Here is a 26,811-nt window from a genome sequence, read left to right on the forward strand (position 1 = left end):
CCTGGGGAAAACACCCGCTGAAATCGCCCCAACGGGCCGCCGCAACGCGCTGCCGGCAAAGTCAATAAGCTTCTAGATCGCGTATTTACGTGCGACCGCCTGGCCGCTCGGCTTCCGCACGTCAGAAAAAATGCAAGTTCATGGAACTTGTGAATAAAGCCGCAAACATGCCTACGCAGAAGGCACGGCGCGGCTCAGAACTGATCGAGCTTGAGGCGCCCCGGCGGCACGCCCTGGCTCTGCAACTTGCGCAGGGTGAGCTTGTAGACGCTGGACTTGATCTGGCTGCCCATGGGCGTTTCTTCCAGCAGGATGCGGCTGGAGGCGAAGGCACAGCCGGTCTTGAGCATCTGGTACTTGAGCAGGTAGTAACCGGCGTCCATGCGCGAGAAGCTGAACTGCCCGCCGGGCGGGATGTAGGCATGCCGGTAGGCGTTGCGCCCCACCGCATCGGTGACCTTGGCGTACACCGCCGAGTCGCCACCGGAGTTGTCGATGATGATCTGCGACCAGCCGTTCTGGCGCAGCAGCGGCATACCCGACAGATACCCCGCCGCGCTGGGCCACGGCGCGCCGGTCGGGTCCAGCGCCGGGACACTGCATTCCGCCTCTACCGGAGTGGGCTGCGCTGCCGGCAGCGCCGCCTGCACCAAGGGCGGCTCGGCCTTGATGCGGGCCTGCGCCGGCAAGGTATCGGTGGGCATGTAGGACAGGCTGGCATTGCGGTCGTAACCCATCCAGGCACCCGCCGCACAGAAGGTCATGAACAGCAGCGCCCAACGCACCAGCCCACGCCGCCGACGCCGCGCAGTGCCCTTGGCCTGGGACCGCGACGCCGCACGCGCCTGGGCCGCGCGAGGTTGAGGCTGGGGCTGAGGCTTCGCCTGTGCAGCCGGCTGCGCCGGACGGGGCCGCCGCCGCATACACCGCCGCCCCCTGGCGCGCCTGCCCGGCCACTGCCTGGCCTTGAGCCTGGGCCTGGCGCTGACGCCGCTCCTGCTCGGCCAGCTCGGCGTCATAGCGCGCGCGTTTCTCCGGGTTCGCCAGCACCGAGTGCGAAGCATTGACCAGGCTCATCAGCTCCGCGGCATTCGCCGCCGGATTGCGGTCAGGATGCAGCCGCTGCGCCAGCTTGCGATACGCCTGCTTGATCTGCTCGGGCGACGCATCGCGGGCAACGTTCAATTGCTCGTAATGGGTGAGGGTCTTCTGCATTGCACCTGTGGTCCATGGCCGCATGCCAACCCCACTGTATCGGCCCGAAACGCCAGACCTTCAGCCCCCCGAACGCCCCACCACCCCGACCGCTCGACGGACGGCCCACCCCGCCCATTTATCCAGGCGAATCAGGCAGCTAGGCTTTACAAGCGCGCCAGAGTCTATATACTCAGCCGCCATTGCCGGTATAGCTCAGTTGGTAGAGCAACTGACTTGTAATCAGTAGGTCCCGGGTTCGACTCCTGGTGCCGGCACCATTATTCGCTCCCAAACCCTTGAAAACAAAGGGTTTGCGGCTCTCAAAGCTGCTTTCGCGTGGTAACCTTTGTGGTAACTACCGATGAAAGCAAGCTTTGGCCCTCTCCAAGTGACACTCCGATACGCCTACTCCCGTAATGGAACCTGGTACTACCAGCGCCCAATCCCGAAAGATCTCCAATCGCGCTACGGCAAAAAGCTCATCAAGATCAAGCTCGATACCACTGACATTGTGGTAGCTGGACGTGAGATTGACCGCTTGAACCGTGAAGCCGAAGCCGACTGGCAACGCCTGCGCGCTGAACCAACCTCCTCCCCCCAAGCCCTACGCACCCACGCCGTTGCACTCCTCAAACAATGGGGACTGTCAGCCGCACCCGCCCAGAATGACTCCTCTGTGCTTGAGGCGTTCTTTGACTACTTGGACGCTAAGCGGCCTGCCGAGATGTATGACGAAGATCACGATCAGGGCACCGGGCACCCTACAGACCACCTGACGCCAGTCGAAAGCGAAGCCACAAAGCTGCTGGCAGGGACGGTCAAGCAGCGCATCAGCGATGCCACCAACTTCTACCTGAGCACCCACCCTAAGCGGGACGAAGCCAAGTTTTCCGCAGATGCCCGCCGTGTGATGGATGGTCTGACTAAGGTGGTTGGCGACAAGCCCTTTGAAGCCGTCACGCGCGCTGATGCTCGTACCTTTGTGGATGCCGAACTTGCCAGGGGCGCTGTCACCACCAGCATCAGAAGACGCCTGTCCACCATCATCGCGGTATTCACCCAGTACGCCAGAGAGCATGAGATAGCGAAGCCCAATCCATTCTCCGGCTTAAAGATTGTGGGTGAAGGCAAGGATACAAAGGACCGCCAGCCGTTCTCCCTCGATGCGCTAAGCAAGACCGTGGCTCTCTGTAAACAAATGGATGACGAGCCCCGGTGGATTACGGCCATGATCGCTGACACTGGAGCTCGCTTGGCTGAGATTGTCGGCCTCCCGCTGAGCGACATCGTGCTGGACGCTGAGGTGCTCACATCATCATTCAGGAGCATCCTTGGCGATCACTCAAGAACAAGGACAGTAAGCGCGTGGTGCCTCTGGTAGGCGCGTCTCTGTGGGCCGCGCAGCGGGTCGTAGATACAGCTATACCCGGCTCCCGCTTTGCATTCAAAAAGTACACCTCAGAGAGTGGTTGTAAGGCCACCAGCGCTTCCGCCACCATCGCCAAGTGGCTCAGGGGCCGAGGTATTGAGCACACCGCGCATGAGCTTCGTCACACCATGGCTGATCGACTCCGGGAGATTCAGTGCCCCGAGGACATTCGTAAGAGCATTGGCGGATGGGCTAGCGCGGATGTGGCGAGCAAGTATGGGAAAGGGTATTCCCTGCTTGTGATGCGAGACTGGCTGTTAAAGGTTGAGCTTACCGGTTGATATCAATAGGCCAGTTTCATAGGATGGGCATCCACCCACGCTCAACGGAAGAGCCTTTGTGACAAAATCCATCCAAGAGCAATTCGGCCAAGAACTGATTGATGCGGTAGCACGATTTGCGAAGAAAGAAATCGACACCCCTGCGCAGCTCGAACTCGAAGAATTCAAGCATGTGTCAGATATCAAGCTTAAGAAAGCTCTCGCGGAAACACTATATGGCGCTCGCTGGCTATACAAGCTAGGGCTTGCACTGTTGGCTAATGGCGATGAGCAATCCGCCCATGTCAGGGTTCAGGTAATCGACTATGCGTCAATCTGCGAAGCCCTCTTAGCCGACATGATTGCCCAAGCACACATAAGCGGCAAGCTCTTGGGAACCCAGTATCAATTTTTCGATGTCCGCCAGAAGCGGCCAATGAACTGGGCTGTTGCAGACCCTACGGCATCAATCCATAAAACGACATTCGAGTGGCGCATCAAGGTTGCCGAAGAGTCGAAAATCATAGACTCCAAACTCGCTACCAACCTGCACACCATCCGCAATAATCGTAACTCCGTTCACCTTACGCTCAAAATTCGGGAGGGGGTGACCTATTTTTCTGGTATGGCCAAGAGATCTCACACCGCCGTATACGAACTTATTAAGCAGACCCAAAAGTGGGTGGCTGCATTACCGTAACCCCCGAGGGACCACATTAGGATCACCCAACCGTGATCCGGGGGCTTCATCACGTTCAACGTGGTGCCGGACTTGTTCCGGACTGTGCGCATCCTCGCTGCGTCAGATCATGGGCCAACTGTCCCTGAGCGACCACTGAGACCACGGACCACCTACACCACCAGCCATGGGGGGTAGGGGGGCATACTGGGGCTCCTGCTGGTCGATCATGGGGTAGTGCCCTTAGGGCATCCCTGGGGTGTGTCTACGGTGATGTTCAGCATTCATACCGCACACGGCGGGCCCAGTTCCATCGTGACCAGTTCGATGCATTGTGATGGCGGGGGCGTACAGGCAGCCACATGGCGCTAGACAATGAATAGACTGCCTAGAAGATTGACTAAGGAATTCATGGCCCGTGGAATGGGCCGCCCACAACGGTGCATACTCGGATGGGCGGCAATTTAGGGGCGCGTCAAACCAGCATCTGGTGGATGTCGGCGTAGCTGATTCCCGAGCTTGCGGTTCTCTGAGTGACGGGGGAATCCCCTTCACAGCTATAGCCCCATGGGTAGCCTTCATGCTCATTCTTGTACGCCAGGTGGCAGAGCTCCGAAGTGCGTGCACTGATTAGCTTCCTGACTACGCTCTCCTCAAGCCCAGGTGTGCGTAGTAGCGTATCTGACTTGTTGCCCTCATCGTCTTGGAGGGTTAGAAGGTAACCATCTGAAACCTTGCTGCCGAAAGCTACTTGCGTGTACGGGCGTGGGGTGTAAAGGAACTCGATGTCCTCCTCCCCCTTTTCGCCAAGCCAGTAGGACACAGCGAGGTCAGTGACATCTTGCCCCTTGTGCAGCAGTGGGCCGCAGAGCTTTTTGAAGTTCGCAACGATGTCCGGCTTGGAGATACCCTGATCGCTCATTGATATCACCCACTGCGCTTCAGTTGCACCTTTAGGTAGGGGATGGCGGCGTTTAACGTTCATAGAACCTCCTTTGTTCGTTGAGAACGGAGCGTAGCAGAAGTCTACGCATGCTCGGCTTGAGCCCATGCCCAAGCGCCAGGCCTGGCTGGCAGCGATGAGCTACAGACTAATGAGGGGGTCGCCCTACCAAGACTTAGTATCATCGTCCTGGAGCGAATAGTTTTTTCTGAAAAAATTTGAAAGCCCACCTCGAAAGTGGCTGGCCCGCGATACCCCCCATGAGCCCCATGCGCTCCCGCTGAGCGGCACCCGCAACACTACGCCCTTGGATCTCAGGCGCATCCCACCACCTACCTGACCACTCCCGGCCCGACCGCCAGGCTACTGGTCATCACTCGCAATCCCAAGCCTCATTGGCAAACCTTCTGGAACCAAGCCCAGGCCCCGTAGCGGGGACTTGGAGCCGGGCTGTGGAGGTCGGCCAGAAGGTTTCTCAATAAGGAAATGCTACACCATGAACATCGAACACATCGCCGCAGGCACGACCCTGACCACCATCAGCGGAATGCCTGCTATGTCGTCCCAGGAGATTGCTGAGATCACCGGGCGACAACACAAAAACGTACTCCGCGACATTCGCAAGATGCTGGGCCAGTTGGCCGAGGCTGAGCGACACCCCGGCTCAGATTTGAGCTGGGATCCGAAGTGGGTTGAGACCCACATGCCTGATGCTCAAGGACAACTGCGACCAGTCTTGTTGTTGGACAAGGAGCTCACCTTCACGCTGCTGGCGGGGTACAGCTACGCTCTGAGTAACTTGATCGTGAAGCGGTGGCTGGAGTTAGAGGGCAACGGGTTTCGTCGCGTGTCTGTGGCAGAGGCCGTTGCTCACCTGGTCGAACGGGAGAAGGATATTCGCAGGATGGCCCTCCGAGAGCTTCGGCGGCTGCGTTGATTGGGCCAAGAACTCATCGGAATCCCGGTGTGCTTAGCCCGATTAGTGAATGGTTCGTAATGGGTATGCTTTTAGCGAACCAAGCGAGTCGGTTTCGGAACTGGTTCGATAATTAATGGTTGACCAATCAAAACGAACCTCCATTATGCGAACCATCCAAAGCGAACCGGAGCCGTTCCATGTACATTCGCGCCTACCTCCGCGCCTCTACCCAAGACCAAGATGCTCAGCGAGCCCGAGCAGACCTCGAAGCGTTCGCCCAGGAGCGCGGTTTGCGAATCGCAGCCTGGTACGCAGAGAACGAGTCTGGAGCCAACCTCAAGCGTCCTGAGCTGTTCCGTTTATTGGCCGATAGTCACCCGGGAGATGTGCTCTTGACCGAGCAGGTGGACCGCCTTTCTCGCCTCAATGCCGAGGATTGGGATCGCCTCAAGGCTGAGCTGCTGGGCCGCAAGGTTCGTGTGGTCGCCCTCGACCTTCCCACCTCCCACACGATGGTGAAGGCGGAGGACGAGATGACCATGAGGATGATGGACGCTCTTAATTCGATGATGCTGGACATGCTGGCTGCCATTGCCCGCAAGGACTACGAGGACAGACGCCGCAGGACCACTCAGGGCATCGCTCAGGCCAAGGAACGCGACAAGCTCAAGCCCCAGGCTGAGAGAGCCTACAAAGGCCGACCAGCGAACCATGAGCGCAACACTGCCATTCTGGCGATGCTAGATCGGGGTAGCAGCTGGTCTGAGGTCTGTGCGGCCACAGGTGCCTCGAGGAGTACGCTACTGAGGCTCGTGAAGGCGCGCCAAGATACTGAGACGTAAGCGTTTCGCTATCTGTTTTTTGCACCTGCAGCAGATCTGCCATGAACATTTGTGACTGGCTGCTGGCGCTCCTTCTGAGCTTTGAAACCGGGCTGCTTATGCAGGTAACAACAACTCTCCCTGTACGGAAGGCGAACGCTCCGAGCTAGGAGGAGAAGAATTGTTATCAATAGTAGCTAGGACTGTCTGTGCCAGCTTCCCAAGGGCATATCCGAGAAGAGGAGGAACAGCGTTGCCGATTTGCTTGAGCTGTTGCCACTCGCTACCTACAAATACAAATCCGTCATGAAACGATTGTAGCCGGGCTGCCTCTCTGACAGTAATCCATCGATTCAAATGAGGGTGAATCCACTCGCTCATGTCTCGATGCATTTGAGCCAAGATAGTATGCGAGGGCAGCTGAGGATGAAGTCGTCGCCACTTCTCAGGTCGTTTTCCATCCCAAATTTCTTTAGGCAAACTGTTAGCTTTTTTTCCCTGCTCAAGCAATGAAATCAGCTTCGCTCTGCGAGCCAAAATCTCTTTTGTATGATGATTATGCAGTTCTGACCTTTCTTTCCCGATACCCCTTCTACGCTTCAAAGCTTTAGTATATCGAGCACCGTCGAAGTCGAGCCGCATATCACGCATAAAGCTACTTGGAGACTTACGAGATGGATAATCCATAACCTCCCCACTGTGGACGATCTCCGCGGGCAGGTCACCTATCGCCTCATCAACAGTAACCACTTTCTCTACTCGATACTTGTCGAGAGCACTCTCGCAAAAAGTATGAAGATCATATGGAAAGGCCAAGTCGTCACGTGTCCCGACAAAAATTACTCTTTGCCGAGTTTGTGGCACACCGAAATCATCCGCAGAGAGCAGGAGCATTGTAGTATTTTTGTACCCCAACTCGGCAAAGTGAGCCAAAATGAGATGCTTGAAATACCCCTTGTTCATGAGCGCTAAATTTGGGACATTCTCCATGAAGAACATCCTTGGGCGCAGTTTCTCTACGACGCGAGCATATTGCTTGTAAAGCTCATTCCTTTCATCATCGAGCTTCCTCGCACCTATTTGGCTAAAGCCTTGACAAGGCGGCCCGCCAAACACGAAATCTGTACCGGCAAGGCGATATTGCTTTTCATGATCTGAACCTTCGATCAAGAAGTCGTGCACATCCCCCTCAAAGAGTGGTGTTGAAGGGAAATTGTGACGATAAGTTTCACAGGCAAACTTATCGAATTCGACCGCAACGCGCAATTTCACGCCGGAGCTTTCTATACCTTCACAAAACCCGCCACACCCAGAAAAGAGGGAGACAGCGCTGTACGTTTGGGGTTTCGCTATAGGTGCCGGCGTATTCGCGTGACTCTTCGGCATCGTGGAAGTCCATCAAGGCTAATCTAAGGTGATTATTATGCACATTTTGTGCTGGAGTGTCACCAGTTGTGACTCATAGTCCGTGGTCTGATAGTCCACTGAAAGGTAGCTTTCCCCTATGGATCTCGCCTCTCAGTTTGGCCAAGCCGTTCGTCGGCACAGAGAACTGCTCCGTCTCAGCCAGGAAGCCTTGGCAGACCGAGCAGGAATTGATCGCACCTATATCAGCGGTGTTGAGCGGGGCATCCGAAACCCTACCCTAAGTGTCATGCAACGCATCGCTGTGGCACTTGGCAGCGATTTAGATGTGATTTTCGCGACCGCCCGAGAGCTATCCGTGCGGCAGGAGAAATAAAGTGCCCTTCGAGTTTGATCACAAACAGATATGCCATGCCTGCCCGCATGGTGGCTGCTTCGAAGATCGTCGGCTCAATCCTGTTGCAAGGCGAGAAACAAAGTTCCGGTTTCGCCAGGGGGCGGCTATGAGCTGCACTTTTGGCGAGTATCTTCCAGGCAGTGAGAGCGATCCAGAACCAGATAGGCCTTTTAACCTATACCTTGATCAGTTTCGCCTGAACGCTATGACAGCCGGGAAAATGCTGTTCTCCGAGTTCGATGTAAAAGGCGCTGCAATCGCAAAAGTTGAAGGTGACGTTTTCGAGCTATTAGAAGCAGGAGCGCTCTGGGGTGCAGCTGCGGCTTGGAACCGGTTCATGACAACAGGCGTGTGGGACTCTAAAGTTTTTCAACAGCCGAAAGATAGTATCGCGACTCCCACGCGATTGATTGCAGCTGTGACGCTTCCTAGAGGGTATGATGCAACCAAGCTTTTTAAACCAGATGTGCGTAGCCGAATCCAAGCGCATGAAGCTGCTTTAAAAAAACGAGGAATGTCTCTTGGCTTATCTAGCCCAGATATCGTAGGCGTACGACTTACTCACCCCCTACCTCCGGAGCTTGAAGTTTTTCTCAACCCTGTAGAAAACCTCTCGGATGAAAACCGAGCGTCTTTAGAGGACGCTTATAAACTATTAGAGGGGCGGATCGCCGCCGAAGGTTTTCTTTTCGCTATTGCTGTTAAACGTACAATTCGAAGCGATCGACTTTACCAGCCGCTATTTGAAGCCAACATTCTTAAGTATCTTATCGAAATAGTTTTGCAGGGCGCGGCCTTCAGATTTTACGCTCATTTCAATTCCTTTGAAGGTGCCAACGTTGAAGGACATTATGAGGCCGCATCGCTGATCTCGCTTGCACGGGGAGGCACGCCGACCAAGGCGATAGATGTGTTGCATCTAGCCCATGCCCCTCTCGCGACTGCGCAGTCAGTACTGGATGACTTTCCTCTGTTCCATCTCTGAGTAGTCATATTGCTCGGTGGTAATCGTGTGGTAACCTCTCGCCCCCCACACGCGGATGGGCCCGGATTCATTGGCCGCCACGCCCCGGTTCGACTCCTATAGTTCCTGGTGCCGGCACCATCTCCAGCTCTGACGTGTTCTCATGAACACCTCGGATGCTCAAAAAAACCCGCCTTCTGGCGGGTTTTTTCGTTTCTGGATTCCGCTGGGTGTCTTGCCGTAGCGCTTCGAAATACCTCTGGCTGACTCGGTTGCTTGAGCCGTCGAGGCTTGCATCGCAGGCATATCTAACAATCGAAGCAACGCCGCCCCCATGCCCCTGCGATGTTAAATAATGTTATACTAACAAGCATCTTCACATAACCTGTTCATTGGCGCATGATCGACCCACAGGTATGACGATCTGCCTGCAATGACCCAAGCCTGCCTACCCTGGCGTCAGGCTAGAAAAACAAAAAACAGGACCTATGCATGCAAAGATTCAGTTCAAAGCCCGCGCTCGGGCTGTCGTTAGCGCTGGCCTTTACGGGTTCCGCCGTCAGTGCCGCCTCCTTGCCAGCCGCGACCGAAGGCGACTGGGTCGCCCCTCAGTTCACCTTCCATACCGGTGAAAAGCTCGACAACCTCAAACTGCACTACACCACCCTTGGCAACCCGAAGAACCCTGCCATCCTTTACTTGCACGGCACTTACCGGCCGGGCAGCGATGTGCTGAGCAAGGATTTTGGCGGGGAGTTGTTCGGCCCGGGGCAACCGCTGGATGCGAGCAAGTACTACATCATTTCCACCGATGGCATTGGCGTCGGCAAATCCAGCAAGCCCTCTGACGGCCTGCGCATGAAGTTTCCGGCGTACAACTACGCCGACATGGTGCAAGCCCAATACCGGCTGGTGACCGAAGGGCTTGGGGTCAAGCATCTGAGGCTGGTCATCGGTAACTCAATGGGCGGCATGCAAACCTGGATGTGGGGCCAGAACTGGCCGCAGATGATGGACGCCCTAGTGCCCATGGCGTCGCAACCCACCGCCATGTCCTCGCGCAACTGGATGATGCGTCGCTTGTTGGTCGAGTCGATCAAGCAAGACCCGGCCTGGAACGACGGCAACTACACCGAGCAACCACCCTCACTGCGCCTGGCCAATGCGATGTACAGCATCGGTACCAGTGGCGGCACCCTGGCCTATCAGGCCGCCGCCCCGACCCACGCCCTGGCCGACAAGCTGGTCGATGAGCGCCTCAGCGCACCGCAAACAGCCGACGCCAATGACTTCATCTACCAGTGGCAATCATCTGCTGACTTCGATGCCACGCCCGGCCTGAGCAAGATCCAGGCACCGGTGCTGGCCATCAATGCGGCGGATGACGAGCGCAACCCGCCAGAGACCGGGCTGATGACGGCGGCGATGAAAGAAGTCAAACACGGACGGCTGCTGCTTATCCCTGCCAGTGCAGAAACACGTGGTCATGGCACTACCAGCATGGCGAAGTTCTACAGCAAGGAACTGGCGCAGTTCATGCGCGAGACTGAAAAGGTCCGCTAGCGGGCACGCCTGATAACCATACAGTTCGGTTAAGCGCTTTTGTGCTTTTGTTGGAGCGAGCTTGCTCGCGAAAAGGGGCAAAACCGCTGGATCTGATGTGAACGTGACGCAGCCATCGCGAGCAAGCTCGCTCCAACGATCTAATCGAACTGTATTGCGCGGGTTTTCATGTATGGCTGCTTAGCATGAAAGCGCTTTCGCTGTGTAAGACCTTACGCTGCGCTGGCCCGCCAAAGCTCATCCATCCTTCTCAACCATCGCCACCGGCACCACCTTCAGCGCTCCGTCCAGATTCCGATACCGCAGGTATCCCTCAGAACCTTCCAATACCCTGCCCCGCTCAACCACCCGCCGGCCATCCAGCCAATACCGAATGGTCTTTTCTCTGCCTCGCTGCCCATCCGGCCCCTGCTGCAAATCCATCGCCAGCGTGCGCATCGCTTCGTCGATGCACAGGTTCAGCAAAGCGTCGATCTTCTGCGGGTCGAGGCCGCCGTCGTCGATGCACTGTTCGCCGCAGCGGCGCACAGACAGGCTCTGCACTTCGATGCGGGTGCGGTACAGCGACAGGCCAGCGATGTCTTGCAGGTCGATGGCGCTGGCCAGCAGGAAGCTGCCGCGGTCGGGGCTGAGGACGATCTTGGGGGTGATGTGCAGGCTGGCGGTGATGGCGCCGCTGGAGGGGCGCAGCCCGGCGTTGGCGGCGGCTTGCTGGTAGCGCTGCTGGAGCTTGCCGTTGTAGGGGTGGTCGGAGAGCAGCACGGCCAGGGGTTGCGCGGCCTGTTGGGCGTCGCGGGCGGCTTCGCGTTGCAGCGAGGCTTCGCCGACCTGGGTGTTGATTGCACTGGCCAGCGCCGCGCCGAGAATGCCACCGCTGGCGATGGCGCTCTGGGTCATGCGCTGGTTGGTGCCACGCGCTTGTTCGGCGGCCTTGGCGTCGATCATCAGGCTGGCATCCACCCAGCCTTGCGGCGGCACCTGCACCTCGACCCGCGCGCCGTGCTGGTTGAGGTAACGCAGCGCGGTGGGGTCGTGGATATCGGCCGGGCGAGGCGCCTGCTGGGCGCAGCCGCTGAGCAGCGCGACCAGCAGCAGCGCGCGCCTCATGGTGTGAACGGGGTCAGGAACACTTGGCGGCTGTCGTCGACCGCCTGGTAGAAGGCGTTGGACAGGTTGACGTAGTTCGGCTGGTCCCATTCGCCCTGGGCGGGCTGGGTGACTTCGAAGCGCTTGAACCACAGCAGGCGGCTGTCGGGCACATCGACGAGGATGGCGCGACCGGAAACCACCGCGATCGGTGCGCTGGTCGGCACCACGCTGTGGTAGCTGCGCGCCGCGCCGGCGCTGTCAATGGCCACCAGCAACAGGCGGTCGATACCGTAGGTGGCTTTCAGGGCGGTGATGTCACGCTCCATGTAGCCTTCCTTGAACTTGGTTTCCTTGTATTTGCCCAGGTCGATGCGTTCATCGATGCGCTTGGTCTTGTAGCCCTTGGCCTGGAGCCTGGCGATGATTGCGTCGGGCAAGGTGGTGAGGTCGCTCACGTCCCAGGTGCTGACATGCTCGCTGAGGTCGCTGTTCACCGATTTGTTGATGGCGATGTCGAGCAGGCCTTGCTGGCCGATGAGCATCAGTTGCGAAGGAGGGACTGGCGTCATGGCGACGCCGATGACCGGTTGCTTGTCGTTCCAGAACTGCTGGTCCAGTTCCACGGGTGGCTGGACATGGGCACAACCGGTGAAGATCAGGCACAGCAGTAGCACTGCGCATCCTTGCAAGTAACGCATCAGGTATTCCTCAATGTGGGTAGAAAACTGGCTGTCTCGGCCAGCGACCGGCAAGTACTTCGTTGTGAACACGTGATTCAGGGTGCGCGCGCATTCAGCTGTGCAGGCTCAACCCGTAGATGCACCGGAGCAGTCCATTTACCGGTTGTGGCAAGCGAAGAAGGCGCGAACGATGGGCAAACTGCCAGGCGCCGACCGGCGAGCGCCCTCTTTGACCGAAGATCGACGACAAGTTCAACCGTTCGTCGGGGTGTGGGGGGCAAGCGCATAGGGCTAGGTCGGGCGTAGCCTCAGGCTCACTCGCCCAGCCGCTCGCCGGCCTTTCGGTAAACCGTGTCGCGCTCGCGTTTATCCACAGCGATCACGAACACCACGACTTCCTGTTCGATCACCTGATAAACCAGGCGATACCCGCTGCTGCGTAATTTGATCTTGTAGCAGTCCGGCAAGCCATGCAGACGATTGGCTTCGATTCGCGGGTTGAGCAGTATCGCAGCCAGTTTTTTCTTCAGTTGCTGACGAACCGTATCGCCCAGGCGATGCCACTCCTTCAACGCCCGCGCATCAAATTCCAGGCTATAGCTCATCCAGCGAAACCTTTACTCGCTGGGGGGCCGCCAAGCGCTCGCGCACAGTCGCCAGCAAAGCTTCGTCTTCCTCTGTCAACAGTACAGGTTTGAAGGGCAGTTGCCCGCGCTCGGCAACGTATTGAAGTGCCTGGCGCATAAGCTCGGAGGGCGTAACACCCAGTCGTTCGAGCTCACGATAGGCACGAGCCTTGAGCTCATCGTCGATTCTTACATTGATGGAAGCCATGATGGGTTGCTCGTCGTAATGACATTTGTCTTTACGATGACGCATGCTTCTTCAATGAACAAGCCCCAATGTCGCGCGCCCGACGAAACACCTCTGCGCGCCCTTCGGCCTATCACCGTGAATCACCTAAGCCAACCGTCCCGCTCTCGGCAATTTCTTTGAACTCCCTTTCCCGCTCCCCAGTCTCTGATAGGCAAGCCTATAACCCCTGGAAGGAGTTCATTATGAGAAAGGTATTTCGTGCTGGCGCCTTGAGTCTGATGGTGGCCATGGCCAGTGCCACGGCGTTTGCCGCCGACCCCGAGGATTTCGTCGATGAGGCTTCGGCCAAAGGCATCGCCGAGATCGAGGCGGGCAAGATGGCGTTGCAGAAGAGCCAGTCAGCCGACGTGAAGACCTTCGCGCAGATGATGATCGACGATCACACCGCCGCGAACGCCAAGCTCAAAGCCATTGCCGAGCAGAAGAAGCTCAAGGTCAGCGACGATGCCCAGCTGATGGACAAGGCCAAGGCGATGATTCTGGACATCCGCGAGGAGTCCTTCGACCGCTCTTACGCCAACAACCAGGTCAAGGCCCACGAGCAGACCATCGAGCTGTTCGAGGAAGAAGCCAAGGACAGCAAGGACGCCGAGCTGAAGGCCTTCGCCGAGGCCACCCTGCCCAAGCTCAAGGCGCACCTGGCCAAGGCCAAGGAGCTGGCAGCCAAGCATGGCGGGGATGCGGCCAAGCAGTAACTCCAGCCTCACAACCCGCCCCAAGCCGGTTGCTCAGGCAGGCGCCTGGCCAACCGGCATCGCTGTAAGCCCTTCATTCCGCCCCTCACAACGCCGATTTTCCTCATGATCATGAGGACTTTCCGAGCAAGACCTATTTTCCTCAAAAATCCGCACGCTCTTGAGGTTTTTGTCGAGTTATTGCTAGGCTCAGGGATAATCCTCACGGTCATGAGGTTTCACCATGAAAATCGACATTGGTTCGACAGCCGAGCTGGGCGCTGTCATCCGCGCCAGCCGTAAGGCAATGAAGGTCCGTCAGGATGATGCAGCGGGGCTCATAGGGGTCTCGGAAAACTTTCTGGGCAAGGTCGAAAGCGGCGCCGACACGGTGCAATGGGGCAAGCTGCTGCAGGTGCTCCAGCAGCTGAGTCTTGCAATCTCGGTAGAAATACCGGAGCCCTATGGCGACGCAGTCGAGAAAATTCTTTCAGATGCCAAGCAAGGGCGAGATAAACGTCCCCGGAAGACACGCGGAAATACCCTAGCGTCCAGCGAAGAGGCTGACTGACCATGCAGCGATCACTCAATGTCTGGATCGACCAGCGACAGGTGGGGCGTTTGCGTGAGCTAAACGGACTGTGGGCGTTCCGCTACGAGCCGCAATGGCTGAACAGCCCAGCAGCCCATCCGCTATGCCCGACTTTGCCTCTGCAAGCGCAAGAGCATCAGGACGGCGCCACCCATCGCCCGGTGCAGTGGTATTTCGACAATTTGCTGCCAGAGGAAGGCCAGCGCCAGTTGATTGCCAAGGCTGCCGGGGCGGCTATCGAGGATGCTTTCACTCTGCTGCAGCACTTCGGTGCCGAGTCTGCCGGTTCCCTCACTCTGCTACCACCAGACCGGAAGCCGGAGCCGGGCACGACCCTGGCGCTGTCCTATGCCGAGCTTTCAAAGCGCATCCAGGCCATGCCACGGATCCCGCTGGCTGAGCAGGCAGCGAAGAAAATGTCCCTGGCCGGCGCGCAACACAAGGTGGCGGTCATCTACAGAAACGGCCAGCTGTTCGAACCCGTCGGCAGCGAGGCTTCGACGCATATTCTCAAGCCTGATCATCCAGACGAAGCCTGGCCGCACTCGGTTATCAATGAATGGTTCGTGATGACCCTCGCAGGCAGAGTCGGCTTACCGGTACCGGAGGTTCATCGGATCTACGTACCCGAACCGGTCTTCCTGATCGAACGCTTTGATCGCCGCAAGACATCGAGCGGCTGGGAACGCCTGCACTGTATCGATGCCTGTCAGTTGGAAGGGCTTTCCCGAGAGTTCAAATACAGCGCTGGCAACATCGAGCGCCTGGCAGGCCTGGCGAGCCGATGCCAACCTGCACTGCTCGCTCGACAGTATTTGTTCCAGTGGCTGGTCTTCAATACGTTGGTGGGCAACGAAGATGCACACCTGAAAAACCTGAGCTTTCTGCTGCCGGGAAGCAAAGTGGGACTGGCACCGTTTTACGACCTGCTGTGCACGGCAGTGTATGGCACACAAGCCTATGGTCAGGATCGCTGGCCTGCCCAGGCTAACTTGGCCTGGCCCGTCCACGGCGTTCAGCACCTGGCTTCGATCACCCTGACGCTGTTGATCGAAGCGGGTACAACGATGGGCATCAAACCCGTCACGTCGCGCAGCATCGTCCGACGCTTGATCGACAGCGTGCGACAGGAGGCAACCAGGCTTCTGGACGAGACGCTGCAGCGCAACGAAGCGTTGCGGCAGGCAAGGCCGGAGCTAGGCGCGACCTTGGCTGGCGAAGCTCGTCTACTGCGTAGCATCCACGCCATCGCCATCAAGGAAATGAGCCTCCGGCTTGAGAAAGGCCTGTAGGCTCAAGACAGTTCGGTTAGTCGTTATGTGACGCAGTAGGAGCGGCTTCAGCCGCGAAAGCGCCATAAAATTCACTGCATCTGCGGTGAACATGCAGTCGCTTCGCGGCTGAAGCCGCTCCTTACCCGGTCTAACCGAACAGTATTGCCTGTAGGCTCGAAACTGCTCAGTCCGAAAAAGTCGGCCCCGCCCGTTTCTCAGGCGTGCTGCGCGCTCGCCTCGGGCGCGGCCCTGACTTCCTCCTGATGATGCTCACGCTCCAGCGTGGCCTGCACCAGTTCGTCGGTCACCCGAATCTCCGCGCCCACCGGCGACATCTGCACGCTCGGTTCGAACGGAGCGGTCGGCGTGGCGGCCGGGTGCACCTTGCGGCGCCACAGGAAGAACGCCGCCATGAACAGGTTGAGCAGCACGAACGACCAGAAGAAGCCGCTATCGCCCACACGCTCCATGGCCGGGGAGATGATCAGCGGGCTGAGCGCCGAGCCCACCGAGTTGATCAACAGCATGCCCTGGATGACCCGTACCAGCTCGTTGGCGGCCACGTTGTCGGTGGCGTGGCTGACCGCCACCGGGTACAGGGTGAACACCCCGCCGCCAAGCAGGAACAGCAGCACCGCCAGCAGCAGCATCGAGCTGGGCAGCACCAGGATCAGCAGCGACAGCACGGCGCAGATCACGCTCAGGGCGATCAGCACCACCTGGCGGTCCTGGCGGTCCGACCAGCGCCCCACCGGGTACTGCAGCAGCATCGCGCCGCAGATCACGCAGGCCATCAGGTAGCCGACCTGGGTGATGTTCATGCCCACCCGCTGCAGGTAGATCGGTAGCAGCGCGTACATGGCGGCGATGGTGATGCCCGAACCGAAGGTGCCCAGCACCCCGGTGGGGGTGATGCGCAGCAGGTCCTGGGGCAGCAGCGGCTCGACGTTGCCAGTCTCCGGCGCCACCCGCGGCAGGATCACCATCGGCAGCACCGACAGCGAGGCCAACATGCCGGCGACGATGAACGGCGCGGTGTCGCCCAGGGCGTTGATCGCGCCCAGTTGCAGCTGGCTGAACATGCCCGCGCCGTAGAACGAAATCATGTACACCGCCAGCAGGCGGCCACGGCTCTTGTGGTCGCCAGACAACAGCAGCCAGCTTTCCACCACCAGGAAGATACCGACGATGGCCAGGCCGTTGATCAGGCGAAACACCAGCCACGCCCAGGGATCGAACACCAGCGCCTGAAGCAGGAAGGTCACGGCGGTGAGCGAGGCGAAGCTGCTGTAGGCCCGAATATGGCCGATGCGCTCGATGAGCCGGTCACCGAGCACCGCGCCCAACGCCAGGCCAAAGAAGTAGGAAGCTGAAACCAGACCGATCATGGTCTTCGACACCCCGGCGCTGTCGAGGCGCAGCGAGGTCAGGGAAGAGATGAAGCCGTTACCGAGGCTGACAATGAACAGACCGAGCAGTGGCCCAAGGACCAACGCCAATAATTTACGCGACACAACGCCCTCTGCAATTTGCAAACAATCAACACATCGATGCGTGCAATTGTTTGACGAGGCAGCCGGTGCTTGGGTTTGCTGTGAACCCAGCCGTTCTGTCGATGATCTGGCAATTGTGCATCCGAAAATCGGGCGCGGATTCTAAGGCGGCGCGCGGGCAAAAGATAGAAGCAGACGAGCTGGGTAAAGGGGCATTTCGTCGCAGGCCGCCGAACGGTCATGGAGCGTCTGCAATGCCTGTGTCACGCGTCGCTGCGCCAGGCACCTTTATCAGGAACAAGGCGCGGGCGACGCCTTGTTCAGCATCATGCTCAACTGCTTCGGCTCATGATGCACCAGCCCTTTGGGCGACTCGCAAACACGCTGGATGAAGTTGTCGCTGAACAGCAGTTTGCCGTGCACGAAGTGTTCGCCTGGGCGCAGGTTGGGGTTGTCGATGCGGGTGCCGAGCAGGCCAGCCAGCCAGGTGCCGACTTCGTTGTGGCTGATCCAGCGTTCGTCCTGCATGGCGTCCAGCGCGTTCGCCGGCGCGCCGGCGGCGACCACGATCACCGGCACGTCGCTGACCTCCGGCACCAGGTCGTTGTGCCCCCACTTGCCGTCTTCGCCGAGGCGCTGGCCGTGGTCGCCAGTGATCACCAGGTAGCGCTCGCCTTCCAGGCGGTCGAAGTCGGCGAGAATCTCACCCAGCAGGCTGTCCAGATAATGCACCGAATTGTCGTAGGCGTTGGCCTGGCCGTCCGGGCCGCTGTCCGGCCAGGGCCGTGGGGTCGGGTCGTGGCGGTAGTTCTGCGCATAGGGCAGGTGCGCGGTGCGCAGGTTCATCACCACGAAGTTGCGCTCGCCCCACTGCTGCTGGTCGAGGATGTCCAGCAGGGCACGGTCCTGGCGTTGCAGAAAACGCAGCGGGTGGTCTTCACGGGTGATCGACACATCCAGGTAGCGGCTGCCCAGGTGGGCAAGCAGCTTGGATTCCTGCGACGAAATCCAGTGGGTGCGCATACCGGCCTGGCGGGCGAAGCGGAACAGGTTTATCTGCCCGCTGCGCATCAGCTGGTCCTGGCCCGGCTCGCGAATCGGGTTGAGCAGATACGGCAGGCTGACGTCAGTGGCGACCCCTGCGGAAATGCCGGGGCGCAGCAGCGCGCTGGGGTGGTCGCGCAGGTAGGCCTGCAGGCGCGGTGTGGTGTTGCGTGCATAGCCGAAGATGCCCAGGCGGTCGCTGCGCAGCGAGTCGGCGACCACCAGCCACACATGGCGTGCCGTGCTGGACACGGCGGTCATGCGGTAGGGCGCGTAGTGGGTGGGCGGCAGTACCGGCTCGGGGCGCAGGGCCAGGCGCACGGCCCACGCGGAAAAGGCGTTGAGGCTGTTGTGCAGGCCACTGCGGCTGGCGCTGGCGACGAACGAATCCAGGTTGCGGTAGGTGGCGCGGTACGGCTTGGACAACAACACCACGGCGATCAACAGCACCGCCCAACGGCTGGATGGCAACGCTACGCGCCCCGGCAGACGCAGGTGCAGGACCAGCAGCAGCGCGTAGGGCACCAGCACGCAGAGCAACACCGGCCAGTGCTGGGCGAAGCTGTACAGGACGGTGTGGCCGACTTCGGCGCTGTCGCCGAGCATGGCCTGGATGTCGATGGCATTCAGCGGCTCGCCGAAGAAACTGATATTGGCCAGTTGCAGGGTCTGCATCACCGCGAACACCGCCAAGATGCCCGCCACCAGCCAGCGCAGGTTGCACAGCCACAAAGCCAGGCAGAACACCCACAGGCCGGCCACATAGGCCGCTTCGAGTTCAGCGCGGTTATTGGCGGTATACAGCTGCTGCAGGAAGTCGTCGGCCAACAACAGCAGGCAGCTCAGGGTGGTCAGCGCCAGCAGCGTCAGCCACGGGCGCGCGCCGCTCGGCGCAGGAGAGCGCAACGGGGTCAACATCGGCAGTGTCCTGAAGAGGGTGCTCAAATCAGTGCTGGTCGGGCGGCAGGCGGCGGCGCCCCGTGACCATCGACAACGGCAGGTTCTCGCGCAGCCGCAGGCTTTCCACCAGTGCCGCGAGAATGTGCAGGCTCACCAGCCCGGCCAGGCCGTTGGCGATCCAGCGGTGCAGGTTCTCCAGCCACTCGGCGCCCCAGAAGGCATCGACTTCCTGCATCAGAAAGCCGGTCAGCGCCAGCGAGCCGATGGCGGTCATCATCAGCACCATCACCAGCGCCCCGAGCGGCGAGTGCCCCAGGCGATGGATATCCTTGCCCTGCAGCAGCGCCGTGACGTGGCTGCGCAGGCGTGTGGGGGTCGGCCAGAAGTCTGACCAGCGCGCACTGCGCGGGCCCACGAAGCCCCATACAGTGCGCGCCGTGAGCCAGGCGGCGGCGTAGTAGCCCAGCCAGGTGTGCCAGTCGTCGCCCGCTTCGTTGAAGAAGTAGTTGGCGAAGAACACCCCGGCCACGGAAATGTGGAACAACCGCACCAGCGGGTCCCACAGGCGTACCGTCGTCCTGGCGGCGCGGTCCATCAGCCTTTGATCTCGCTCTTCACGGCCTTGCCGCTGACCGGGTCGTGGTAGATCTCGACCTTGCGCTTGTCTTTGTCGAAGCCGTAGATCTCGTAGCAGTTGCCGTCGGTGATCTTGAATTTGCTGATCTGGTAACCCTGCTCACGCAGCTTGGCCTGGAACGCCTCGGCGTCTTGCCAGGTGGAGCGGTCGGCAGTGGTGCATTGCGGGCCGGCGATGGCGCCGGCGCTGACCAGCAGCAGGGCCGGAAGCAGGGTGAAGCGCAGCGAACGGGACATGGTTGGGCTCTCCTTGTTGTCGGGAGCCTCAAGATGCGTGGCCAAGCTTAATGGAGTCTTAATGAGAAACGCCGTGTAACATTTGCTTACTGGCGGGTGCGGGCTGAATCGCGATGATGAGCCGGCCGCAACAAGAGGACCGAACCGTGCGTGTGCTGCTGGTGGAAGATGACCGCGCCCTGGCCCAGGGTATCCGCGTAGCGCTGCGCGGCGAAGGCTATACCCTCGACTGGGTCGCCGATGGCGCCGAAGCCGAGCATGCCTTGCAGTGCGAGCGCTTCGACCTGGTGCTGCTGGACCTCGGCCTGCCCCGTCGCGACGGGCTGGCGGTGTTGCGCAGCATGCGCAGCCAGGCGCAGGGCAACGTGCCGGTGCTGATCCTCACCGCCCGCGACGCCGTGGCCGACCGCGTTGCGGGCCTGGATGCCGGCGCTGACGACTACCTGGTCAAGCCGGTGGACCTCGATGAACTCAAGGCACGCATCCGCGCCCTGCTGCGCCGCTGCCAGGGGCGTGCGCAGCCGCGCCTGGAATACGCCGGGGTCAGCCTCGACCCAGCCACCCAGCAGGTGTCCTACCAGGGCACACCGGTGACCGTGACCCCCATGGAATATCAGTTGCTGCACCAGCTGCTGGCCCGGCCCGGCGTGGTGGTCACCCGCGAGCGGCTGAGCAACGCGCTGTATGGCTGGCAGGAAAGCGGCCCGGGCAACACCCTGGAGGTGCTGATCCACAACCTGCGCAAGAAGCTGCATAGCGGCCTGATCCGCACCGTACGCGGCGTCGGCTACCTGGTGGAGCAGCAACCGTGATCGCCATCCGTACGCGCATCCTCGCCCCCACCCTGCTGCTGTTGCTCCTCGGCAGCCTGACCCTGGCCTGGCTGGCCCTGCGCGACGGGCATCGGGAAATCGAGAACGTCTACGACGCACAACTGGTGCAGGCTGCCCGGCTGCTGCAGGGCGTTCTTCAGCAAGGCCCGCAACCGCGCGACTGGCCGGCGCTGGAACAGGCCCTGGATGCCGCCCTCACCCGCTCTGGCCAGGGCATTCTCGACCACCCCTACGAGATGAACCTGGCGTTCCAGATCTGGAGCGTCGACGGCCACCTGCTGCTGCGCTCGCATGACGCGCCGGTGCTCGACGCCATACCCGGCCCCGGCCTGCACGACTTGCTGTACAAGGGCCAGGACTGGTGTGGCGTGCTGCTCGACGATGCCGGCCTGGGCCTGCGCATCTGGGTTGGCGAGCGCGACGACCTGCGCCAGGACCTGATCCAGAAGATCGCCCACACCACCCTGCTGCCGATGCTCATCGGCCTGCCACTGCTGACCCTGTTGATCTGGGCGATGCTCGGCTGGGGCCTGCGCCCGCTGCAACGCCTGGCGCGACAGTTGCGCAATCGTCCTGCCGACAGCCTCGACCCGCTGCCCACCGGCCCGCAGCCGCCAGAGCTGGAGCCGATGCGCGCGGCGCTGGACCACGTACTCAGCCAACTGCGCGCCACCCTGGAGCGCGAACGGCGCTTCATCGCCGATGCTGCACACGAACTGCGCACCCCGCTGGCGGTGCTGGATATCCATGTGCGCAACGCGCAGAACAGCCCCGACCCGCAAGACCGCGCCGAAGCCTTGGCCTACCTGCAACAGGGTGTGGGACGCATGACCCGCATCGCCAGCCAACTGCTGACCATGGCCCGCCTGGAACCCGAGCACCAGGAAATCCGCGCGCTGAACCTGACCGAGCTGATGCGCGAAGAACTTGCCGAACTGACCCCGCTGGCGCTGCGCAAGGATGTCGAGCTGGTGCTCGACAGCCACGACGACTGCCTGCTGCACAGCGAGCCGGCCTCGCTGACCATCATGGCGCAGAACCTGATCAGCAACGCCCTGGCCTTTTCCCCGGCCGGCAGCGAGGTGCGTGTGCAGCTCCGCCGTGAAGCGGACCAGCGCCTGCGCCTGCAGGTGCTCGACCAGGGCCCTGGCGTCAGCGAAGCCGCGTTGCAGCGCTTGTGCGACCGTTTCTACAGCGCCGACAACCCCGAAGGCGCGGGCCTTGGCCTGGCCATCGTCGACATGATCTGCCGCCGCCTGGGCCTGACTCTGAACTTCTTCAACCGCACCCAGGGAGGGTTCTGCGTGGAAGTGTGGATTCCGCTGCGCCGCTGAAGCGGCGCCTACAGCCGGGTAGGAGCGGCTTCAGCCGCGAAGCGACCGCATGCTCACAGCAGATGCAGTGAATTTCCTGGCGCTTTCGCGGCTAAAGCCGCTCCCACCGGCCACATGCCGCTTAAGCGAACAATATTGCGGCTACATCTGGCAACGGGCAGCCCTGCTCGATCCATTCCCTGATTCCCGGGTCGCCTCGTTCGTCCTGCTATTGGATACTCCGCGTTCATTCACAGGAAACCCCGCCATGGACAGCCTCCCGACCTTCCACACCGCGCGCCTGACCCTCACGCCCTTGCAACTGGCCGATGCGGCGGACATCCAGCGTCTGTTTCCGCACTGGGAGGTGGTGCGCTACCTCGCCCACCTGGTGCCCTGGCCCTACCCGGCCGACGGCGCGCTGTGCCATGTACGCGACCGCTCGCTGCCGGCCATGACGCAGGGCAAGGAATGGCACTGGATGATCCGCCTGGCCGAAAGCGGCCAGAGCATCGGCAGCATTTCCCTGTACGACGAACCGGGCAACCACCGCGGCTTCTGGCTGGCGCCGCAGTGGCAAGGCCAGGGCTACATGAGCGAGGCCTGCGCAGTCATCAACCGCTATTGGTTCCAGACACTGGGCAAGCCGCTGATGCAGGTGCCGAAGGCGGTGGACAACCGGGCTTCGCGGCGTATTTCCGAGCGCGAAGGCATGCGCCTGGTCGAGGTGCGCAAGGGCCGGTTCGTGTGTGGCGAAATGGATCAACAGGTGTGGGAGTTGAGCCGCGAAGCCTGGCTGGCCGACGTTTCGTACAAAACCTGACGCCTGATCACAGCGCCGGGTCCCAGCGCTGCGACCAGTCCGGGTCGTCGCGCAGAAACGCGCGCAGCAGGGCGAAGGCATCCTGCAGGGCCGGGCAATCGCGTTCACGGGCGTACACCAGGTAGGTTGGGTAGCTGAACTCCGGCGCGCGCGGCACGCGGGTCATCACGCCCTTGTCGAGGTAGCTCTGCACCACCCGAGTGCGGAAGTAGCCCGAGCCGCCGTTTTCCAGCAGGTACTGCAAGGCCAGCGGGCCGAGGTTGAACGACACCGAGGGCCGCGTCAGCTCAGGCCAGGCGCGGTCGTGCTGCTGGCGGAAGGCCTCACCCCAGTCGATGTACACGTAAGGATCGCGGTCGCGTACCTGCACCATGATCAGCTTCTCTTCCAGCAACTGCTCCACCTGCAGGCCCGGCCAGTAGTGCGGCTGATAGACCAGCGCGGCGTCCAGGGCGCCGATCTCCAGCTGGCGCAGCAGGTAGGCAGCGTCGTGCACCTCGGCATGTACCGCGTGCTGATCAATGTGGCGGCGCATCAACCCCACCCAGTGCAGCATCAGCGGGTTGCACAGGCTCACGTCGGCACCGATGCGCAGCACCCGGTCGAAGCCCTCGGGCAATGGCAGGTTGCGTTGCGCCGCTTCCCAGGTCTGCTGCATCTGGTTGGCATAGACAAGAAACGCCTCGCCATCCGGAGTCAGCCTGGCCCCGGCGCGGTTGCGCACGAACAGCGTGCTGTTGAGGTGGCTTTCCAGCTTCTGGATACGCGCGGTGATGGCGGTCTGGGTGATGTGCAGGCGCTCGGCGGCGGCTATGAAGCTGCCGTGCCGGGCGATGGCCAGGAAGGTGCGGGTCAGGTCGATGTCCATATACGGCGACTCGGAGCTGGCGAAGGACGCATTCTGACAGGCGCAGATCGCAATTGATATCAACGAAAGTTGATTGATAGCTCATCATTATTGATTGGATGAATGGAAAACGGCGGCGCACACTGCCTGCCAGCAACACGCTTTCCTCCATCCATGGATGGATGCTCCGAATGTGCCTCGCAGGGCACCTCTTCAGGCTCTCCTGCCCTCAGGAGAGCCTTTTTTCTGCCTGTAACGACCGCTCACCCGGTCACTTGCACATCGTTCGAACCGCCCTGGCAGGCCACAGTCTACCGAGCGAACCCAGCCTGCCAGGACCCCGGTGTGCCCAGAATCATTACCCACGAGACGCCCGAACACGTGGTGCAGGAACAAAGCACCCAGCTGTTCGGTTCGCCGAAGGAGCGGCTGGATTTCTACCGTCGCGAGATCCAGTACGAAACCACCAACCTGTCCAACCGCACCAACGCCTACCTCACCGCGCAGTCGTTCATGGTGATCGCCTACGCCTCGTCGATGGCCAACGCCAATCCGGACTGGGGGATGATGTTCACCCTGGTCATCCCACCGATGCTGGCCCTGCTCGGCCTGCTCAATACCCTGAGCGCCTGGCCTGGCATCCGTGCCGCCTGCGAGATCATCCAGCACTGGCACCACAAGCAGGCGCAGTTGCTGCGCAGCGAGCCGGTCATCGGCCTGACCTACGACGACTCGCCGCTGTTCTGCGACTGGGAATCCAGCGAGACCGGGCCGAAGAAATCCCTGCTGTTCTCCAAGCGCGCGCCCTGGCTGTTCAGCATTTTCTGGGTGTTCTTCGGCTTCTTCGCGCTGTTCATGCAGATCCTCACCCTGGACAGCTGAGGTCAGGGAATGAGGATGACCTTGTCGCTGCGCCCGGTATTGACCTCGGCGTAGCGCGCCAGCCCTTCACTCAGTGGCGACTCCACCAGGCCTTCAGGCAGCGCCAGGCGGCCTTGGTCGAAGAAGCGCCCGAACTGCTCGAGCATCGCGGCGCAGGCCTGGGTGTCATAGAGCAGCGAGTTGATGCCGACCACCGAGCCGCCCTTGCGGTACAGCGCCAGCGACGGCAACTGCACCTGGCCGTCCACCGGTGCGGCGATGATCGCGATGCGCCCCCAGGTCGCCAGCGCCGCCACCGAAGCCGGCAGCCAGAAGCCGGTGGTGTCGAAGATCACGTCAGCGCCACCCTTGAAGAAGCCGCCCACCTGGCCGGCCAGCTCATCGGCCGCGCCCAGCACGAAGCTGTCGAAACCCTTGGCAGCCAGCGCCGACTGCTGGTCGGCGCGTCGCACCGCACCGACGACCTCGGCCCCCAACACCCGGCCCAAGGCCAGGGCCGCGCTGCCCACTGCGCCGTTGCCGCCGATCACCAGCAGACGCGTGCCCTGCCCCACCTGGCTGCGCTGCAAGGCATCCCAGGCGGTGGTGTAAGGCACACCGAGGCTGGCCGCCTGGGTGAAGCTCAACGCCTCGGGCTTGAGGGCCACGCCGCTGGCCGGCAGGGTCAGCCACTGGGCGTGCGAGCCATCGCGGAAGAAGCCCGGTTCCTTGCCAGTGCCCCACACTTCACGACCGACCAGCGCCTGCGGCCCCTCCACCACCACGCCGGCGAAATCCCGGCCGGGCACGCGCGGCAGTACGGTGTAGGGAAAGCGGCCCAGCACGTTCTTCACGTCGCTGGGGTTCAGGCCGGCGGCCTTCACTTGCACCAGCACCTCGCCTTCGGCAGGCACCGGCGTGGGCAGTTCGAGGTACTCCAGGGCGGCGAGGTCGCCGGTACGGGAAAATTGCAATGCGTTCATCGTGTGCTCCAGTCGCAAGAAAAGGAATCAGGACAGCCAGGAGGCCAGCAGTTGCTTGCCCATCGGCCAGGCCTTCTCGCCCAGCTGCATGCCCAGCAGACCGACCAGGGCCACGGTGGGCGGTGCGGGCGAACGGAAATCCAGGGCGCCGTAGAGCACGCCGACCGCAATGCCGATGACGAGGGAAATGACGAAGCTCATGAGAGGACTCCAGGCCAATCAGGGAATGGCGCAGAGTCTAGGGACAGGCCGGCGCGGCGACCGGCCAAGGACTTCTGAATATCGGACAGGTTGACTGTCCGATCACGGATCAGTGCGGCGAAGGCTTCTTCCCAAGGCGGTGAGGCGGTATTTCTGGTGACGGCTGGTGGGTTTGTCTGGCAGGGTCCGCACCACCACGCCCTGTTCCAGGGCAGGATTGAGATAGTGCTTGCGAAAGTGCTCTGCGTCGCTGAGCCCTAGTAACCGCTGCAGTTCTGCGCGACTGGCCTCGGCATTCAGGACCCGTGTAATCCTCTCGACTTCCGGGGTGACTTCCGGGGTGACTTCCGGGGTGACTTCCGGGGTGACTTCCGGGGCGAAGAACCTGAGGACCACACCCGTCGATTTTCCCGATTCCCAGACTGGGGCCGGCAGACCGGCCTCCTTGCATGACTGGGCGATCATCAGGCTGCCACGCCCGAGCTTTTCCATATAACCCATAAGGTAGAGGGCGTGTGCAATGTCGGAATTTCGCAATACTGAAATATGCGCTTGATCCAATCGGCCTGCCTCAACACCTTCGGGCAACTCGCCAGAATTCCAGATCTCTACCCCCGTCGGACTGATTTCGACCTTGATACCTCCGGAGAAACCACTGTAGTCGCGGTGAGCGAACGCGTTGACGATGCCTTCTCGAATTGCCTCTGCCGGGTAGACCGGAGCGTCTTCACGATCTGCGCGACGCCTGTGAAACCTCGCTCGCGCTGGCGTATTGCGCATGACGAAGGTGAAGACCTGATCGATGACCTCGGCAATCGGCCCCGAGAAATGCTGCAGGTCCTGATACTGGTCTGCCGCCTTGTGGCTATAGCACACCGCACGAACCCGAGTCTGGGGATGGCGCATGGCCGGATCACT

General features: G+C 60.8%; 30 protein-coding genes, 1 tRNA gene and 1 pseudogene. 16 read left to right on the plus strand and 16 right to left on the minus strand.

Going from position 1 to position 26,811, the window contains the following annotated elements; translation table 11 throughout:
• Positions 1-194: 194 nt before the first annotated feature.
• Positions 195-785 carry a hypothetical protein gene (locus RRX38_RS15020; protein ID WP_315959766.1) on the minus strand — a complete coding sequence of 197 codons (591 nt, stop codon included), beginning with the start codon at positions 783-785 and terminating at the stop codon, positions 195-197.
• Positions 786-1,074: 289 nt separating this feature from the next.
• A pseudogene (locus tag RRX38_RS15025) lies at positions 1,075-1,239 on the minus strand (J domain-containing protein); the annotation flags it as partial.
• Positions 1,240-1,399: 160 nt separating this feature from the next.
• Here RRX38_RS15025 and RRX38_RS15030 point away from each other — a divergent pair.
• The 4 genes from RRX38_RS15030 to RRX38_RS15040 all read left to right on the plus strand — a co-directional run bounded on the left by RRX38_RS15030 (position 1,400) and on the right by RRX38_RS15040 (position 3,586).
• Positions 1,400-1,475 (plus strand) — tRNA-Thr (locus RRX38_RS15030).
• Between the two features lie 83 nt (positions 1,476-1,558).
• Positions 1,559-2,578, plus strand: a complete 1,020-nt coding sequence (locus tag RRX38_RS15035; RefSeq protein WP_315959767.1) for a DUF6538 domain-containing protein — start codon at positions 1,559-1,561, stop codon at positions 2,576-2,578.
• The gene (locus tag RRX38_RS25060) at positions 2,566-2,907 is read left to right on the plus strand and encodes a hypothetical protein (RefSeq protein WP_410524909.1); all 342 of its coding nucleotides are present in this window, start codon (positions 2,566-2,568) and stop codon (positions 2,905-2,907) included. The genes RRX38_RS15035 and RRX38_RS25060 overlap by 13 nt, the downstream gene beginning before the upstream one ends.
• A gap of 58 nt (positions 2,908-2,965) precedes the next feature.
• Positions 2,966-3,586, plus strand: coding sequence for a hypothetical protein (locus tag RRX38_RS15040; RefSeq protein ID WP_315959768.1), 621 nt, complete (start codon positions 2,966-2,968; stop codon positions 3,584-3,586).
• A gap of 454 nt (positions 3,587-4,040) precedes the next feature.
• Here RRX38_RS15040 and RRX38_RS15045 read toward each other — a convergent pair whose 3' ends face one another.
• Entirely contained in the window at positions 4,041-4,550 is a 510-nt protein-coding gene (locus RRX38_RS15045; RefSeq protein ID WP_315959769.1) for a hypothetical protein, read from the minus strand.
• Between the two features lie 454 nt (positions 4,551-5,004).
• Here RRX38_RS15045 and RRX38_RS15050 point away from each other — a divergent pair, with 454 nt between their 5' ends.
• Both RRX38_RS15050 and RRX38_RS15055 read left to right on the plus strand, forming a co-directional pair.
• Positions 5,005-5,445, plus strand: coding sequence for a Rha family transcriptional regulator (locus RRX38_RS15050; RefSeq protein WP_315959770.1), 441 nt, complete (start codon positions 5,005-5,007; stop codon positions 5,443-5,445).
• Positions 5,446-5,624: 179 nt separating this feature from the next.
• A complete protein-coding gene (locus RRX38_RS15055; protein WP_315959771.1) occupies positions 5,625-6,269 on the plus strand; it encodes a recombinase family protein in 645 nt (214 codons plus the stop codon).
• Positions 6,270-6,365: 96 nt separating this feature from the next.
• Here RRX38_RS15055 and RRX38_RS15060 read toward each other — a convergent pair whose 3' ends face one another.
• On the minus strand, positions 6,366-7,634 hold the full coding sequence (locus RRX38_RS15060) for a DNA cytosine methyltransferase (RefSeq protein ID WP_315959772.1): 1,269 nt from the start codon (positions 7,632-7,634) through the stop codon (positions 6,366-6,368).
• A 118-nt stretch (positions 7,635-7,752) separates the two neighbouring features.
• On the opposite strand from RRX38_RS15060, the gene RRX38_RS15065 reads away from it, so the two are divergent.
• The 3 genes from RRX38_RS15065 (at position 7,753) to RRX38_RS15075 (ending at position 10,537) form a co-directional block, all read left to right on the plus strand.
• Complete coding sequence (locus RRX38_RS15065; RefSeq protein WP_186661651.1) at positions 7,753-7,989, plus strand: helix-turn-helix domain-containing protein; 237 nt, start codon at positions 7,753-7,755, stop codon at positions 7,987-7,989.
• 1 nt (position 7,990) lies between these two features.
• Positions 7,991-8,995: a Cfr10I/Bse634I family restriction endonuclease gene (locus tag RRX38_RS15070; RefSeq protein WP_315959773.1), complete on the plus strand. Its 1,005-nt coding sequence runs from the start codon at positions 7,991-7,993 to the stop codon at positions 8,993-8,995.
• Positions 8,996-9,466: 471 nt separating this feature from the next.
• Positions 9,467-10,537, plus strand: a complete 1,071-nt coding sequence (locus RRX38_RS15075) for an alpha/beta fold hydrolase (RefSeq protein WP_315959774.1) — start codon at positions 9,467-9,469, stop codon at positions 10,535-10,537.
• A gap of 237 nt (positions 10,538-10,774) precedes the next feature.
• On the opposite strand, the gene RRX38_RS15080 is transcribed toward RRX38_RS15075, so the two are convergent.
• From RRX38_RS15080 to RRX38_RS15095, 4 genes are all read right to left on the minus strand, one after another.
• Positions 10,775-11,644, minus strand: coding sequence for a hypothetical protein (locus tag RRX38_RS15080; RefSeq protein WP_315959775.1), 870 nt, complete (start codon positions 11,642-11,644; stop codon positions 10,775-10,777).
• A complete protein-coding gene (locus RRX38_RS15085) occupies positions 11,641-12,324 on the minus strand; it encodes a hypothetical protein (RefSeq protein ID WP_315959776.1) in 684 nt (227 codons plus the stop codon). Before RRX38_RS15085 ends, RRX38_RS15080 begins: the two co-directional genes overlap by 4 nt.
• 296 nt (positions 12,325-12,620) lie before the next feature.
• Positions 12,621-12,911 carry a type II toxin-antitoxin system RelE/ParE family toxin gene (locus RRX38_RS15090; RefSeq protein ID WP_315959777.1) on the minus strand — a complete coding sequence of 97 codons (291 nt, stop codon included), beginning with the start codon at positions 12,909-12,911 and terminating at the stop codon, positions 12,621-12,623.
• Positions 12,901-13,140: a type II toxin-antitoxin system RelB/DinJ family antitoxin gene (locus RRX38_RS15095; protein ID WP_295472861.1), complete on the minus strand. Its 240-nt coding sequence runs from the start codon at positions 13,138-13,140 to the stop codon at positions 12,901-12,903. The genes RRX38_RS15090 and RRX38_RS15095 overlap by 11 nt, the downstream gene beginning before the upstream one ends.
• A gap of 224 nt (positions 13,141-13,364) precedes the next feature.
• Here RRX38_RS15095 and RRX38_RS15100 point away from each other — a divergent pair, with 224 nt between their 5' ends.
• From RRX38_RS15100 to RRX38_RS15110, 3 genes are all read left to right on the plus strand, one after another.
• Positions 13,365-13,877, plus strand: coding sequence for a DUF4142 domain-containing protein (locus RRX38_RS15100; RefSeq protein WP_315959778.1), 513 nt, complete (start codon positions 13,365-13,367; stop codon positions 13,875-13,877).
• A 223-nt stretch (positions 13,878-14,100) separates the two neighbouring features.
• A complete protein-coding gene (locus tag RRX38_RS15105) occupies positions 14,101-14,427 on the plus strand; it encodes a helix-turn-helix domain-containing protein (protein ID WP_315959779.1) in 327 nt (108 codons plus the stop codon).
• A gap of 2 nt (positions 14,428-14,429) precedes the next feature.
• Complete coding sequence (locus RRX38_RS15110) at positions 14,430-15,740, plus strand: HipA domain-containing protein (protein ID WP_315959780.1); 1,311 nt, start codon at positions 14,430-14,432, stop codon at positions 15,738-15,740.
• 197 nt (positions 15,741-15,937) lie between these two features.
• Here RRX38_RS15110 and RRX38_RS15115 read toward each other — a convergent pair whose 3' ends face one another.
• From RRX38_RS15115 to RRX38_RS15130, 4 genes are all read right to left on the minus strand, one after another.
• Positions 15,938-17,236: an MFS transporter gene (locus tag RRX38_RS15115; protein WP_315959781.1), complete on the minus strand. Its 1,299-nt coding sequence runs from the start codon at positions 17,234-17,236 to the stop codon at positions 15,938-15,940.
• A 270-nt stretch (positions 17,237-17,506) separates the two neighbouring features.
• The gene (locus RRX38_RS15120; RefSeq protein WP_315959782.1) at positions 17,507-19,177 is read right to left on the minus strand and encodes a phosphoethanolamine transferase; all 1,671 of its coding nucleotides are present in this window, start codon (positions 19,175-19,177) and stop codon (positions 17,507-17,509) included.
• A gap of 28 nt (positions 19,178-19,205) precedes the next feature.
• Positions 19,206-19,754 carry a cytochrome b/b6 domain-containing protein gene (locus tag RRX38_RS15125; RefSeq protein ID WP_295472845.1) on the minus strand — a complete coding sequence of 183 codons (549 nt, stop codon included), beginning with the start codon at positions 19,752-19,754 and terminating at the stop codon, positions 19,206-19,208.
• Entirely contained in the window at positions 19,754-20,020 is a 267-nt protein-coding gene (locus tag RRX38_RS15130) for a PepSY domain-containing protein (protein ID WP_295472863.1), read from the minus strand. The genes RRX38_RS15125 and RRX38_RS15130 overlap by 1 nt, the downstream gene beginning before the upstream one ends.
• 158 nt (positions 20,021-20,178) lie before the next feature.
• Between RRX38_RS15130 and RRX38_RS15135 the strand changes: the two genes are divergently transcribed.
• The 3 genes from RRX38_RS15135 to RRX38_RS15145 all read left to right on the plus strand — a co-directional run bounded on the left by RRX38_RS15135 (position 20,179) and on the right by RRX38_RS15145 (position 23,001).
• On the plus strand, positions 20,179-20,844 hold the full coding sequence (locus RRX38_RS15135) for a response regulator (RefSeq protein WP_295472847.1): 666 nt from the start codon (positions 20,179-20,181) through the stop codon (positions 20,842-20,844).
• A complete protein-coding gene (locus RRX38_RS15140; protein WP_315959783.1) occupies positions 20,841-22,199 on the plus strand; it encodes an ATP-binding protein in 1,359 nt (452 codons plus the stop codon). The genes RRX38_RS15135 and RRX38_RS15140 overlap by 4 nt, the downstream gene beginning before the upstream one ends.
• A 247-nt stretch (positions 22,200-22,446) precedes the next feature.
• Positions 22,447-23,001, plus strand: a complete 555-nt coding sequence (locus tag RRX38_RS15145; protein WP_315959784.1) for a GNAT family N-acetyltransferase — start codon at positions 22,447-22,449, stop codon at positions 22,999-23,001.
• 7 nt (positions 23,002-23,008) lie between these two features.
• Here the strand turns inward: RRX38_RS15145 and RRX38_RS15150 are convergent, their stop codons facing one another.
• Positions 23,009-23,869, minus strand: coding sequence for a LysR family transcriptional regulator (locus RRX38_RS15150; RefSeq protein ID WP_315959785.1), 861 nt, complete (start codon positions 23,867-23,869; stop codon positions 23,009-23,011).
• 360 nt (positions 23,870-24,229) lie between these two features.
• Here RRX38_RS15150 and RRX38_RS15155 point away from each other — a divergent pair, with 360 nt between their 5' ends.
• On the plus strand, positions 24,230-24,730 hold the full coding sequence (locus RRX38_RS15155) for a hypothetical protein (protein ID WP_295472865.1): 501 nt from the start codon (positions 24,230-24,232) through the stop codon (positions 24,728-24,730).
• A gap of 2 nt (positions 24,731-24,732) precedes the next feature.
• Here the strand turns inward: RRX38_RS15155 and RRX38_RS15160 are convergent, their stop codons facing one another.
• The 3 genes from RRX38_RS15160 to RRX38_RS15170 all read right to left on the minus strand — a co-directional run bounded on the left by RRX38_RS15160 (position 24,733) and on the right by RRX38_RS15170 (position 26,799).
• The gene (locus RRX38_RS15160) at positions 24,733-25,692 is read right to left on the minus strand and encodes a zinc-binding alcohol dehydrogenase family protein (protein WP_315959786.1); all 960 of its coding nucleotides are present in this window, start codon (positions 25,690-25,692) and stop codon (positions 24,733-24,735) included.
• A gap of 27 nt (positions 25,693-25,719) precedes the next feature.
• Positions 25,720-25,893 carry a DUF1427 family protein gene (locus tag RRX38_RS15165; protein ID WP_295472856.1) on the minus strand — a complete coding sequence of 58 codons (174 nt, stop codon included), beginning with the start codon at positions 25,891-25,893 and terminating at the stop codon, positions 25,720-25,722.
• A gap of 102 nt (positions 25,894-25,995) precedes the next feature.
• Positions 25,996-26,799: a Fic family protein gene (locus RRX38_RS15170; RefSeq protein WP_315962687.1), complete on the minus strand. Its 804-nt coding sequence runs from the start codon at positions 26,797-26,799 to the stop codon at positions 25,996-25,998.
• Between the last annotated feature and the right edge of the window lie 12 nt (positions 26,800-26,811).

Origin of the sequence: Pseudomonas sp. DTU_2021_1001937_2_SI_NGA_ILE_001 (assembly GCF_032463525.1) — a bacterium.
GTDB lineage: Bacteria > Pseudomonadota > Gammaproteobacteria > Pseudomonadales > Pseudomonadaceae > Aquipseudomonas.

Excerpts from the sequence above, each read along its gene's own strand:
- RRX38_RS15035 (WP_315959767.1), top strand. The coding sequence starts at position 1,559 with ATGAAAGCAAGCTTTGGCCCTCTCCAAGTGACACTCCGATACGCCTAC.
- RRX38_RS15045 (WP_315959769.1), bottom strand. The coding sequence starts at position 4,550 with ATGAACGTTAAACGCCGCCATCCCCTACCTAAAGGTGCAACTGAAGCG.
- RRX38_RS15050 (WP_315959770.1), top strand. The coding sequence starts at position 5,005 with ATGAACATCGAACACATCGCCGCAGGCACGACCCTGACCACCATCAGC.
- RRX38_RS15055 (WP_315959771.1), top strand. The coding sequence starts at position 5,625 with ATGTACATTCGCGCCTACCTCCGCGCCTCTACCCAAGACCAAGATGCT.
- RRX38_RS15060 (WP_315959772.1), bottom strand. The coding sequence starts at position 7,634 with ATGCCGAAGAGTCACGCGAATACGCCGGCACCTATAGCGAAACCCCAA.
- RRX38_RS15065 (WP_186661651.1), top strand. The coding sequence starts at position 7,753 with ATGGATCTCGCCTCTCAGTTTGGCCAAGCCGTTCGTCGGCACAGAGAA.
- RRX38_RS15075 (WP_315959774.1), top strand. The coding sequence starts at position 9,467 with ATGCAAAGATTCAGTTCAAAGCCCGCGCTCGGGCTGTCGTTAGCGCTG.
- RRX38_RS15080 (WP_315959775.1), bottom strand. The coding sequence starts at position 11,644 with ATGAGGCGCGCGCTGCTGCTGGTCGCGCTGCTCAGCGGCTGCGCCCAG.
- RRX38_RS15085 (WP_315959776.1), bottom strand. The coding sequence starts at position 12,324 with ATGCGTTACTTGCAAGGATGCGCAGTGCTACTGCTGTGCCTGATCTTC.
- RRX38_RS15090 (WP_315959777.1), bottom strand. The coding sequence starts at position 12,911 with ATGAGCTATAGCCTGGAATTTGATGCGCGGGCGTTGAAGGAGTGGCAT.
- RRX38_RS15095 (WP_295472861.1), bottom strand. The coding sequence starts at position 13,140 with ATGGCTTCCATCAATGTAAGAATCGACGATGAGCTCAAGGCTCGTGCC.
- RRX38_RS15100 (WP_315959778.1), top strand. The coding sequence starts at position 13,365 with ATGAGAAAGGTATTTCGTGCTGGCGCCTTGAGTCTGATGGTGGCCATG.
- RRX38_RS15105 (WP_315959779.1), top strand. The coding sequence starts at position 14,101 with ATGAAAATCGACATTGGTTCGACAGCCGAGCTGGGCGCTGTCATCCGC.
- RRX38_RS15110 (WP_315959780.1), top strand. The coding sequence starts at position 14,430 with ATGCAGCGATCACTCAATGTCTGGATCGACCAGCGACAGGTGGGGCGT.
- RRX38_RS15120 (WP_315959782.1), bottom strand. The coding sequence starts at position 19,177 with ATGTTGACCCCGTTGCGCTCTCCTGCGCCGAGCGGCGCGCGCCCGTGG.
- RRX38_RS15125 (WP_295472845.1), bottom strand. The coding sequence starts at position 19,754 with ATGGACCGCGCCGCCAGGACGACGGTACGCCTGTGGGACCCGCTGGTG.
- RRX38_RS15145 (WP_315959784.1), top strand. The coding sequence starts at position 22,447 with ATGGACAGCCTCCCGACCTTCCACACCGCGCGCCTGACCCTCACGCCC.
- RRX38_RS15150 (WP_315959785.1), bottom strand. The coding sequence starts at position 23,869 with ATGGACATCGACCTGACCCGCACCTTCCTGGCCATCGCCCGGCACGGC.
- RRX38_RS15160 (WP_315959786.1), bottom strand. The coding sequence starts at position 25,692 with ATGAACGCATTGCAATTTTCCCGTACCGGCGACCTCGCCGCCCTGGAG.
- RRX38_RS15165 (WP_295472856.1), bottom strand. The coding sequence starts at position 25,893 with ATGAGCTTCGTCATTTCCCTCGTCATCGGCATTGCGGTCGGCGTGCTC.
- RRX38_RS15170 (WP_315962687.1), bottom strand. The coding sequence starts at position 26,799 with ATGCGCCATCCCCAGACTCGGGTTCGTGCGGTGTGCTATAGCCACAAG.